Genomic DNA, 12,648 nt, shown 5'->3' with positions numbered 1-12,648 from the left:
AAATTGGAGGTAAACCAGTGGCTGATTCAGAAGAAAACTTTATTGAACAAGGTTATAAAAAATATTATGGGGATGAAATAGACATATACTTTCATCCCACTAAATGCACCCATGCTGCAAACTGCATTAAATACCTCCCTTCCGTTTTCAATGTTAATCATAAACCATGGATTTATCCAAATGGTGCTCTAAGAGAAGATGGCAAGCGTGTTGTTCATAATTGTCCCAGTGATGCCTTAAAATTTATAGATAAAAGAAACGTTCATTAGAGGAGTCTCTAGTGAACTTTTTTTGTCTATATTATATTTGGGAAGATGATACGAACACTGGTTTCATGCTATTTAATAATTGAGTATTCACGTGATTTCGTGTCATCTTTTTTGGTGGCAACCTCTGCATGAATAGCTCCATACGTATCGGAAATTGACCACATTTCTATGTGACACTCTTCTATAAATTTTTAAGCATTTTATCTCCAAGTTTTTTATTTTCAGAAAAAACATATTACTTTAGTGAGATTTGTTATAAAATGGATGAAGTGAGTCTATTTAAGTGGATTGTGTTAAATAGAACTGAAAGCCCCGTAGAAATATGTCCACAGACTAAGTTACGCTAAATTGTCTGATAGCGCTTTCGGGGACCAACTTCCTGTTAGGCATGAAATTGAAGTAGTGCCAGCGGAAATTGCCCCACTATTTATGCATTACTACACTAGCTTCAAAACATGAAAATGGGCTGAAACAACTATTAATTCGGATATCACTACTAAAATCTACTTATAAAGGAGTTTCTATGTTAAATACTAAACAATTGAACGATATTGAAGCACTACAAAAAGAATGTGAAACACATGACAATATTCAGCTTAAGCTAAATTGGGATATGCTAAAAACTCGTTTCGACGATAATAATGATTTCCTGTTATATGAAAAGGATGAACTGATTGCGTTTCTGGGCCTATATCCCTTTGGAACGACCGTAGAGATTTGTGGCATGGTAAAACCACAGGAACGTAGAAAACACCATTTCTCTAAGCTATTTGAACAAGCTATATCTTTTGCTAGAATGCAAGGCTTTACAAAAATTTTGTTAAATGCTCCAGCTGGTTCTGAAGAAGCAAGATCGTTTTTGAACGTCAATAAAGCCGTTTATAACTTTTCTGAGCATCAGATGAAATGGGAACAAACAGAATTAGAAGAAGTTCATGGATTTGATCTACGCTTAGCAGAACAAAGAGATCTACCTTTACGGATTCGTTTAAATGTTGAATCCTTTGGACTTAATGAACAAAGTTCCTTAGAAATAGAGAATAGAGTCGATCTCGAAAAAGACAATAGCGTGTATATCATTGACGTTCAAGAGAAATCGGTAGGTAAAATAAGAGTAAAGGTAGAGGATAACGAAGCCTGGATATATGGATTCAGTATTCTTCCCCACTTTCGTGGGAAAGGGATTGGACGTAAAGTACTCCAATATATAGTCAAAAAATATTCAAAAAAAGGCAATACTCTCCATTTAGAAGTCGAAACAGAAAATGCACATGCTCTAAATTTATACAAATCAATGGGCTTTCAAATTGTCCATGCCCAGGATTACTATACGTATAAATAATAATGACCCTGATGTAACATTAGCTTTGTTACATCGGGGTTTTTTTACTTTTTCCAATCACTTGCTAGCATTCCATAAACCACATGATCGACATAATGGTCATATAACCACTCTGCCTGCCTTACACACCCCTCTTCTTTGAAACCTAATCTTTCAGGGATAGCTCTGCTTTTTTTGTTTTCCACTGCTGCCCGGATTTCCACACGATTCAATTGTAAATCCTGTAATGCATAATCTACAAATGCTTCAACTGATTTAGTCATTAACCCTAGTCCAACATAATCGTTCCCTAACCAATAACCAATACTGGTCGATTTGTTATTCCAATCAATTTTATGAAAGCCTATAACACCAGCGAGGCTTCCATCATACCAAATTCCAGCTTGAAAACCATTATTATCACAAAACTGTTTCATAGTCGATTGTATGAAATTTTTCGTATCGTCAGAAGTTCTAGTAAAATCAATAAAAGGAAGCCACTCTCTTAATGTATCCTTAGACTGAATTGTTAATGCGAACAAATGTTCAGTGTCCCGTAAATTTAGCATTTTTAAATTCGTTTTGTCATCTAATTTGAATAAAAACATGTAATTTCTCCTAATTCCACAATTTTAATTTACATAATATTAATATTTTAAACTATACTTGTTTTTGTACTTCTAATAATAGCTTATATTATTTTATCACGGAGCAACACCGCATGACTGTCTTATAACAAGTCTATGAGGTATTATAATTCGTTTAACAGGTTCATTTTCATTTTTTAATAGTTGTATTAAGCTACTTACGGCTTGGTAACCAAGTTCTTTAATATTAATATCAATCGAGGTAAGTGGTGGTCTGGACATTTCTGCGAACAATGCATTATTGAAACTAACGATAGATACCTTGTTGGGAATATCAATTTCCATTTCAGTGAGTGAATTCACAACACCAACTGCCATCAAATCATCCGTTACAAGCAAAGCTGTTGGTGGAATAGTTCTTCTCAGAAGTTCTTTGACCGCCTCTTGACCACCTTCTCGTAAAAAGTCTTCATGGATAATATAGTCTTCATTAAGTTCTATATTAGATGCTTTTAAGGCTTCTTTGTAGCCCTGAAGACGATCTATTGTAACGGTTAAACTTGGGCTCCCTCCAATAAATCCAATCTTATTGTGACCAAGTCCGATTATATAATCGGTTGCTTCTTTAGCGGCCATATAATTGTCATTATCTACATGGGTAATTTTATCAACAAGATCAAATGGTTTTCCTATTACAACGAAAGGAAAGTTTCTTTTCGATAAATATGAAATAATCTTATCGTCCACCATGGAGTACAGTAGGATAATACCATCCACTCTGCCTCCTTGAACCATCTGTACTACACCCTCGTAGGAATCGAATTCTGTTTTCCCACTAGTCATTTGTAGTGCATAGTGATTTTCATGTACACCCTCGCTTAACCCTTGTATAACCTCCGAAAAGAATGGATTTTGAAAAAACACGCCAGAAGAGTGAGGTAACACTAAACCTATCACTTTTGTTGATTGGCTCGCTAGACTCCGGGCGATAAAGTTAGGATGATATCCTAAATCATCCATTGCATCCCGTACTCGTTTCTTCGTGGTTTCACTTATACGGGGACTATTTGCAATCACCCGTGAAACTGTTGAAGGAGCAACATTAGCTTGCTTCGCCACATCTTTAATTGTAATTGCCATTAGAAAATCCTCACTCTCTTTCTTTTCCTATATCCATTATAAATCACTTAAACAAATATACTCTTACTTCGTACGGTTTTAGAGATATAGCTTCTGATAGCTGCTCCGGTGCATCTATATAATTATATAATATTAGTTCTGTATTGCGTTGTGGAAGATGTTTTAATGTAAGTTCCGAACTATTTTCCCTGAAATTGCACAAAACAATTGTAAACTGATCTTCCATAGCTCGTGTATATATATATACATCCGGATGGTCTTCTTGTAATACATCATATTCTCCATAAACAAACACTGGATTTTCTTTTCTAACCTGAATCATTTTTTTATAGAAATGATAAATAGAATCATTATCCTCTAGCTGATTAGCAACATTAATCGTCACATAATTTGAATTAACTTTCATCCAAGGTTCCCCTTCGGAAAATCCACTATTTAACGAATTATCCCATTGCATAGGAGTTCTTGAATTATCTCGCCCATTCCTCCAAATTACCTCCATCACTTCTTGATGTGTGCGACCTTTCGAAATTTCTAACTCATAAAAATTCTTCATGCCAATATCATCATAATCATCAATGGATGGGAACTGAACATTTGTCATTCCGATTTCCTGCCCTTGATAGATGAATGGTGTTCCTTGCATTAGGAAGTAGCATGCTGCTAGCATTTTAGCACTTTCATTCCAATATTCTTTATCATTTCCCCAACTTGAAACACTACGTGTCTGATCGTGGTTCTCAAGAAATAGCGCGTTCCAACCTTTTTCATGTAAACCTTTTTGCCATTTAGTAAGTGTTTGCTTTAATGCAATTACATCTACAGAATTATTAAGAGCCTTGTTCCAAAGACCAAGATGTTCAAATTGAAAAATCATATCAAATTTTCCGTTCTCTTCTCCAACCCATTCATCAGCTTCATCAATACCAACACCATTTGCTTCTCCAACTGTCATAATATCGTATTTAGCAAAAGTCTCTTCCTTTAACTCTTTTAAATACTCTTGTATACCAGGTTGGTTCGTATGCATGTCAAATGAGGAAACATATTTTTCTTTATTGGGATTTGGCATATTCGGCAATTCATCACGTTTTTTAATATGACTAATCGCATCTACTCGGTAACCATCGATTCCTTTATCTAGCCACCAATTCACCATTTTAAAAAGTTCTTTGCGAACGTCCGTATTTTCCCAATTTAAGTCAGGCTGCTTCGTCGCAAATAAATGTAGATAATATTGATCCGTCAGCTTATCATGCTCCCATGCGCTCCCAGAAAAAATACTTTCCCAGTTATTCGGTTCAAGCTCTCCAATGCCATCTCTCCATATATACCAATCCCTTTTAGGATTATCCTTAGAAGAACGTGATTCAATAAACCAAGGATGCTCATCGCTCGTATGATTAATAACTAAGTCAAGAATTAGTTTCATACCTCTTTTGTGAATTTCTGCTAAAAGCTCATCAAAATCATCAATAGTACCATACTGCTCTGAAATGCCCTGATAATCACTTATATCATATCCATTATCTGCATTGGGTGACTTATAAAACGGGCTGACCCAAATAACATCGACACCCAAATCCTTTAAATAATCTAGTTTAGTAATAATACCTCGTAAATCACCGATTCCGTCACCATTGCTATCCTTGAAGCTTCTTGGATACACTTGATAACTGACAGCTTCTTTCCACCATTTTTCTTTCATGATTGAAGTACCCCTCTCGTGCTGCTCTTTCTTCTATCTGTCTCGATTACCATTTTAAATTGAGCCTATTAATAGATCACTATTTCTACTTGTTTCGAACTAAACGGTTGAAAAGAACCAATAATAATAGAATAATAATCCCTATTAAAAAGCCTAAAGATAACCGATTATCTTTGTCACGATCAACTAATTCATATATTTCAGACTGTCCACTGTCTAAATGAATTGCATATCCATTCTTACCAGACTTAACTACCCCACCACCTATTAATCCTTGTAAATCCATTCCCGACTCTATCTCATCTTCTAGTACTACGCTTTGAGATTCTGAGGTATTATTAATTGCTACAATAAGCGTCTCATCAGCGTGGCTTCTCTTATAAATAGCTAAACCTGTATCGTCTACTAAAAGCTCCATATCTCCTCTTGTTAATGGTAGCTTCTGCTGTCTGACTGCTGCGAGTTTCTTTATATACTCAGTAAAGTTATCATCTGCATTGAAATCCATCATTCGACGATTATCTGGATCGTTGCCTCCATCCAGTGCGGTTTCTGTTCCATAGTAGATAATTGGAATACCAGGAGCAGTATACATATATGTTAAACCAAGCTTTAATTGCGTTATTTGATCCTGATTGTTTAGTACTGCTAAATTAGTGAACCGCTGCATATCATGATTGTCGATAAATTGCCCAAGCAATTCTGGACGCTTAAACAATTTATTATTTCGTTCATTAGTTGAAAACAACCAACCCAGTGATTCATTTGATTTTTCAAATGCAGTTCTAAGACTTCCATTTTGGGAGAAATCCATGAAGCCATCGATAGCGGTGTCCTGATAGCTAACGATGACATTTGGGTTATCATGCCAAACCTCTCCTATTAGAAAGAAGGATTCTTTCACTGATTTTACTCCTGCTGAGAAGTCGGTCCAAAATTCCTTTGGTACATGTTTGACAGTATCTAGTCTATAGCCATCGATATTTGTTTCTTGAATCCACCATTTTGCAGCATCTACTAAATACTTACTAACCTCTGGATTATCTTGATCTAAGTCGGGTAGGTCATATAGCCAGCCTGTTTCAACTTCTAATGGATCATTCCAATTAGAAATGGACTTATTTTCGTGAAACCAGTCCCTTTTAACAGGATCATTTAGCCAGTCATGGTTGGGCCCAACATGGTTAACGACAAAATCCAAAATAACTTTTATATCCCGTTTATGAGCTTCTTTTACTAACGTTTTGAATTCTTCCATCGAACCAAAATATTCATTGGTCTGATAAAAATCCTTTATCCAGTAGCCGTGATATCCTTTGTCCATATTCTCAAAAATGGGTGTTAACCAAATAGCTGTAAAACCCATTTCTTTAATATAATCAAGCTTTTCGGTGATTCCTTTAAAGTCTCCGCCATGATATGCAAGTGGATCGTTAAGGTTAGCATCGCGATCATTACTCGTATCACCATTATTAAAGCGGTCCACCATAATCATGTAAATGATCTCATCTTGCATTTTTCGTTCCTCACTAGCGAGAGCAGTCTGCGTACTTAAGGAGGCAATAACAAGTATTATTAAAATGAATACCATAGCCATTTTTTTCATGGTCACACATACCCACTTCTTTCCGTTTAGGTAATTAACCTTTTGTACCACCAGCTGTAAGTCCAGAGATAAAATACTTTTGAAATGATAGGAAGAGTATTGTAATTGGAATTGCTATCAAAACAGACCCCGCTGCGAAGGTAGTAAATTCATTTCCAAACTGCTTGGAAACTAATTCGTATAGACCCACGCCCATTGTGAATTTTTCTTCACTTCTTAACATAATACGCGCAAGAATGAAATCTCCAAATGGAGCGATAAATGAAAAAAGTGCTACCACTGCTATGATTGGCTTTGACAAAGGCATAATAATTTGCCAAAAAATTCGTAAATGACCTGCCCCATCCATACGTGCAGATTCATCCAATTCTTTTGGAATTGTATCTAGGTACCCTTTCATTAACCAAGTATTCATCGGAATTTGGCCGCCAACATAAATAAGTATTAGTCCAGCATGTGTATCTAACAGATCCGTTCGTTGCGCAAGTACAAAAATTGCAATAAGCGCTGCGAAATTGGGTATCATTTGAAGGACTAAAAAGGTTAAAAGTCCATTTTTTCTACCAATAAAACGATACCGAGAGAAAGCATACCCGGTAACTGCCACACTTAGTACTGCAAATACCATCGTTATTAAACTAATTTTCATAGAATTCAAGTACCATAAAACATAATTGGAGTTCTCTGTATCAAATAAGCTCTTATAGTGCTTGAATGTCGGGTTTTCAGGAAACATCGTAGAGCCTGAAAGACTTTGCCCAGGGTTAAAGGAAGATCCTAATACCCATAATAGTGGGTAAATAACGATTATTGCTGCAATAAGAAGAATAAGATAGGAAACTGACAGTCTGATTATTTTTTCAGTCTTATTAGTCATTACATCATATCCTCCTCTTTGAATGAATTAGTACGTTTAAATTGCCATAATGCTACAACTATTACAATCAGAGATAAAAGCATCGTAATTGCAGCAGCTTTCCCATATTGTCCAGAAGTCATCGTCAATTGATAAATCCAAGAGATTAGGATATCTGTTCCACCAGCATTTTGCCCTGGTATTGCAGGTCCTCCACCATTAAACAGGAAGATGACATTGAAATTATTGAAGTTAAATGTATATTGCGTAATAAGAATTGGAGCAGTTGCATACAGCACCATTGGTAAAGTGATACCTCGGAATTTCTGAAAAATAGAAGCACCGTCTACGTTTGCCGCCTCGTATAATTCTTCTGGGATAGATTGAAGTACTCCAGTTGTCATGGCAAATATAAATGGAAAACCGAGCCATGATTGTATTAAAATCAATGCTAATCTAGTCCACATCTCTTCTGTCATCCAAGGGATAGCATCGATGCCCAACATACTAAGTATTTGTGTATTAATGACCCCAAAAGATTCATTGAACATACCCGAAAAGATTAAAATCGATACAAATGCTGGTACTGCCCAAGGTAAGATTAATATTGTACGAAAAAATGCTTTACCTTTTAAATCTTTTTGATTGATGACAACCGCTAAAAATACACCAATAGCAACTTGTAAGGTCGTTGCTCCAAAGGTCCAAACAATTGTCCAACCTAATACACCGAAGAATGTGGATCTCCAAAGATCTAATTTAAATATATCAATATAGTTTTGAATCCCTACCCAATCTACTAGTTTTGCAGGTGGTGAATGATATAAGTCATAGTTTGTAAATGAGAGAAGGATTACAAAGATAATTGGGAAAATAACTACGAAGATTAATAGTAAAAATCCAGGGGAAATCATTAGATATGGAAAACCATTATCAAGAAGATTATGATATTGCTCCCTCACACTGTTTAATAGGAACCCTTCATCCCGTTTTTTTCCATTGTTATATGCATCGTAAATATTGAATGCATAAATTCCAAGACCGATGATTGCTACCAATAATGCGATAATTCCATCGATTAATAAGAATATGGAATGATCAAGAATTGGAATTTCTCCAAGAGTGATCAAGCCCCAGAATCCCCAATTTAGCGTTTGTGAGAAACTACTGAAGAATGCTACTGTTAATACTAAGAAAATGATCCCTTTTACAAACTGTTTATTATAAAATTGTCCAAAGCCTGGAATGATAGATAAAAACCCAGCATTTTTTCTATGTTTGGTTGTGACATTACTATCCATCGTAAATGTCGCCTCCTTCTTTCCTATCAAAGGAAAATACTCTCTTATTTTCGTGCAAATTTTCTTGAAATCATTATGTTTATATTAATATAGTAGCAAAGTCATGCTCCCTAATAGGAAACATGACTTTGCCTTGTTCATCAATTTGGGTGGTTTGTTTCTATATTTGTTTGAATAGTTTTTAGTGCATCATCCATTGCTGCTTTTGGTTCTGCTTTACCAGTAGCAAGCGTTTGTAGTGCAGATGCTGCTGGTCCCCATACTTCAGCCATTTCTGGAATATTTGGCATAGGTACTGCGTATTGAGATTGAAGAGCTACTGCTTTTGCCCCTTCGTTATCAGCAATAATAGGATCTTCAATCAATGATGTAACCGGTGGAATTTCTTGAGTTAATTCAAAACGAATTTTTGCATTTTCTTCATTTGTTAACCATTCCACTAATTTAGTTGACCAGTATTTATGTTCTGTAAAAGCTGATACATGCCATCCTTTAACTCCCATAAATGTTTTCATATGTTCGCCATTTGGTAATGTTGGCATTGCTGCAACTCCGATATCAATTCCAGCATCTTTCATACCTTGGAATGCCCAAGGACCATCCATCACGGAAGCAACTTTTCCTTCATTGAAAAGACCATCTTTAGCTGAACCGCCACTATCCCCAATAATTCCTTTAGGGAATAAACCTTCTGCATACCATTTTTGAATATATTCTGCTCCAGCGATAGCTCCTTCGTTGTTTAAACCAATATCATCGCGGTCAAGTGCTCCATCATTCTCTTGGAATACATATCCGCCCATACCTGCGATGACACCATGTGCAAAGTAGAAGTCATCCCATTTTGCTAAAAATCCAAACTTTTTACCATCAGTAAAATCATTTGCAAACGTATATACTTCATCCATTGTCTCTGGCGCTTCCGGCATTAAAGCCTTATTGTAGATAAACACCGGTGTTTCTGTAGCCTTTGGTAGTCCGTAGAGCTTACCATTATATTTTTGTGCAGTCACAGCTGATTCACTAAAAGTAGAAAGTACTTCATCACTTACTTCGATTTCTTGAAGTAATCCTTCTGTAACAACTTGCCCGATTTGATCATGAGGTAAAGTTACTACATCTGCTCCAGTTCCCGAGGGACCATCTAAGCGCAGTTGATCACGCATTTTATCTGCCATACCTAATTCTTTAAATTCTACTTTAATACCGTATTCTTTTTCGAAAGATGCTATTGCGGGTTCTAAAGCGATAGACTTATCTGTATCTTCCCAAACAACAAGTTTTTCTGGTTTTGCTGGTTCTTCAGTTGATTCTGCTTCAGTTTCTGTTTCTTTTTCATCCGTGTTCGTTGGAGTTGTTTCCTCTCTTTTTGGCCCACATGCAACAAGTAGAGCAGCGGTAATAATGAGCATGAACAACAATGTTAATGACTTTTTCATCTTTAAACCCCTCCTATGTTCTGTTTAATTACTACATCTTCCAAGTTGGACAACCGTTTGCACAAAAATATAAAAGAAAGCGCTAACATAAAATTGCTAAAAAATAATCTTTTCCATCTACAATCAGTGTTTATATGTGATTTGAAGAATAATACTAGCTTTAATTTTATGAAAGCGATTGCACAACTTATTGTTTTATTATACATTTATTTGAGGAGGAAACAATCTATTTTTTATAAATTTTTTAAATATTTTATTTTCACATGCTCAACCCAGGCACTATGATACGTTGTGCACAGGTATTCACATTAATAAACGCAACCAGGCGCGTTTAAAAAGGAGATGTATTATGGAAAAAACAGCTATTTTTCACCGATCGACCGATAACTATGTATATTTACTAGACAATCAAACACTTCAAATACGAATCAAAACAAAGCATAATGATGTAAATACTGTTTCTCTAATAATGGGTGATCCGTACATTTGGAATAATGGACAATGGCAGTATTCAAAAATGCCCATGAATTTAGTTGGAAATGATGGTCTCTTTGACTATTGGGAAACAGAAGCCTTTGTTGCAACTAATAGACTAAGATATGGCTTTAAATTGGGTTCATCTACTGAAGAGGTAATTTATACTGAAAAAGGATTTTATGACAGCATACCTGAAGATAGTGACTATTATTTTTGCTTTCCCTATTTACATGAAAATGAACTATTCCAAGCTCCAAAATGGGTAAAAGATACTGTTTGGTATCAAATATTCCCCGAACGCTTTGGTAATGGTGATCCTACCATTAATCCCGAGAACACAAAAAAATGGGGTAGCGAACCTCCCGCCGTGAATAATTTCTTTGGTGGTGATTTTGCTGGTGTTACAGCTCATTTGGATCATTTAACTGATATCGGTGTAAATGGTATTTATTTTACGCCAGTGTTTAAAGCACACTCAAATCATAAATACGATACCATTGACTATATGGAGCTAGATCCGCAGTTTGGCGATGCAGCGGCTTTAAAAGAGCTAATCACACAATGTCATAAGCGCGGCATTAAAGTGATGCTTGATGCCGTATTCAATCACAGTGGTTACTATTTCCCTCCTTTCCAAGATGTCCTGAAAAATGGTGAAAACTCAGTTTATAAGGATTGGTTCCACATCCACAACTTCCCGGTTGTTGGAGGAGATAAGCCTAATTACGAAGCTTTTGGATTTGTAGAATCTATGCCAAAGTTAAATACTGCTAATCCGGAGGTGAAAAAGTATCTGCTGGATGTAGGTGCCTATTGGATTGAGGAATTTGATATTGATGGATGGCGACTTGATGTTGCAAATGAAGTAGATCAGCCTTTCTGGCGTGAGTTTAGAAAAATAGTAAAAAAAGCAAAACCAGATGTATATATTCTTGGGGAAATATGGCATGACTCAATGCCATGGCTACGAGGAGATCAGTTTGACGCTGTAATGAATTATCCGTTTAAAACGAACGTACTGAATCTCTTAGCAAATAATAGTATTAATTCACAGCAATTCGTGGAGAACATGAGTAAGGTTTACTATAGCTACCCGAAAACTGTGTTTGATTATACATTTAATCTTGTAGGCAGTCATGATACGCCTAGAATTCTTACCGAATGTGGGGATAATATTAATAAAACGAAGCAGGTATTTACAATTCTCTTAACATTCATGGGCACTCCCTGCATTTATTACGGGGACGAAATAGGTCTCACAGGTGGTCAAGATCCTGGCTGCAGAAAATGCATGGACTGGAACGAAGATAATCATGAGCTGGAGCTTAAAAACCATATCCGCATTCTAAATACGCTTCGGAAAAAAGAAAAGTTGCTAGCTAATGAAGGTTTTGTAACATTCCTACATCCTACCGAACCTAATGGTATATTTGGGTATAAGAAATATACTGCTAATAAAACTATTTTAGTCTTACTTAATCCAAACTCTAGTAACCAAAAATTTTCGCTTGAGAAAAGCGAAAATTATAATATACTTTATAGTTCTAATATCGTAATAGAAGGTACTCAAGTTAACATAGATCCAGATGGATTTGGAATCATTGAATATAACGTATAACTATTCTTTCTAGGCAAGTACTTACACTTGCCTAGAAATATTTTAAATGTAATTTAGTTTACATAATAATATTATTGATTTTATTTGTTAATCAAATCCATCTCTTAAAATATTGATGACTTCACCACTAATCGATAGCCCCTATATAAATAATCGTTATATATTAAAACAAGTGAATCAGTTTCATAAAGAATATTTTATAGGTAAATCCGAACAACTTTGACAAAGCTTCAATCTCCTCGTCACTACGAAAACATATGCTCCTGCGGTTACTCGACGCAAAGACAGTGGTCAAACAAATTTCGACCACTGCCTTTTCTGCCTCG

10 protein-coding genes are annotated in these 12,648 nt (G+C 35.7%); 3 read left to right on the top strand and 7 right to left on the bottom strand.

Translation table 11 applies throughout. The features are described from left to right. Positions 1-17: 17 nt before the first annotated feature. Both MKY29_RS09420 and MKY29_RS09415 read left to right on the top strand, forming a co-directional pair. Positions 18-269 carry a (4Fe-4S)-binding protein gene (locus MKY29_RS09420; RefSeq protein WP_241599882.1) on the top strand — a complete coding sequence of 84 codons (252 nt, stop codon included), beginning with the start codon at positions 18-20 and terminating at the stop codon, positions 267-269. Between the two features lie 523 nt (positions 270-792). Further along, positions 793-1,611 (top strand): GNAT family N-acetyltransferase, encoded by an 819-nt coding sequence (locus MKY29_RS09415; RefSeq protein ID WP_340879594.1) that lies wholly within the window; start codon positions 793-795, stop codon positions 1,609-1,611. A 44-nt stretch (positions 1,612-1,655) separates the two neighbouring features. Here the strand turns inward: MKY29_RS09415 and MKY29_RS09410 are convergent, their stop codons facing one another. The 7 genes from MKY29_RS09410 to MKY29_RS09380 form a co-directional block, all read right to left on the bottom strand. Then, on the bottom strand, positions 1,656-2,198 hold the full coding sequence (locus MKY29_RS09410; RefSeq protein ID WP_093494839.1) for a GNAT family N-acetyltransferase: 543 nt from the start codon (positions 2,196-2,198) through the stop codon (positions 1,656-1,658). A gap of 96 nt (positions 2,199-2,294) precedes the next feature. Continuing rightward, complete coding sequence (locus MKY29_RS09405) at positions 2,295-3,317, bottom strand: LacI family DNA-binding transcriptional regulator (RefSeq protein ID WP_093494875.1); 1,023 nt, start codon at positions 3,315-3,317, stop codon at positions 2,295-2,297. Between the two features lie 43 nt (positions 3,318-3,360). Beyond that, positions 3,361-5,025, bottom strand: coding sequence for a glycoside hydrolase family 13 protein (locus MKY29_RS09400; RefSeq protein ID WP_340879593.1), 1,665 nt, complete (start codon positions 5,023-5,025; stop codon positions 3,361-3,363). Positions 5,026-5,110: 85 nt separating this feature from the next. After that, positions 5,111-6,631, bottom strand: coding sequence for an alpha-amylase family glycosyl hydrolase (locus tag MKY29_RS09395; protein WP_445677892.1), 1,521 nt, complete (start codon positions 6,629-6,631; stop codon positions 5,111-5,113). 34 nt (positions 6,632-6,665) lie between these two features. Then, a complete protein-coding gene (locus tag MKY29_RS09390) occupies positions 6,666-7,508 on the bottom strand; it encodes a sugar ABC transporter permease (RefSeq protein ID WP_093494836.1) in 843 nt (280 codons plus the stop codon). Then, positions 7,508-8,788 carry a carbohydrate ABC transporter permease gene (locus MKY29_RS09385; RefSeq protein ID WP_090561307.1) on the bottom strand — a complete coding sequence of 427 codons (1,281 nt, stop codon included), beginning with the start codon at positions 8,786-8,788 and terminating at the stop codon, positions 7,508-7,510. Before MKY29_RS09385 ends, MKY29_RS09390 begins: the two co-directional genes overlap by 1 nt. A 140-nt stretch (positions 8,789-8,928) precedes the next feature. Next, entirely contained in the window at positions 8,929-10,227 is a 1,299-nt protein-coding gene (locus tag MKY29_RS09380; protein ID WP_241599872.1) for an extracellular solute-binding protein, read from the bottom strand. Between the two features lie 349 nt (positions 10,228-10,576). Here MKY29_RS09380 and MKY29_RS09375 point away from each other — a divergent pair, with 349 nt between their 5' ends. Then, the gene (locus MKY29_RS09375) at positions 10,577-12,322 is read left to right on the top strand and encodes a glycoside hydrolase family 13 protein (protein WP_340879590.1); all 1,746 of its coding nucleotides are present in this window, start codon (positions 10,577-10,579) and stop codon (positions 12,320-12,322) included. The last annotated feature ends 326 nt before the right edge of the window (positions 12,323-12,648 follow it).

Source organism: Psychrobacillus sp. FSL K6-2365 (assembly GCF_038003165.1).
Taxonomy (GTDB): Bacteria; Bacillota; Bacilli; order Bacillales_A; family Planococcaceae; genus Psychrobacillus; species Psychrobacillus psychrodurans.
Note: the sequence above shows the minus strand (reverse complement) of the source record. Positions and strands in the feature narration are given on the sequence as shown.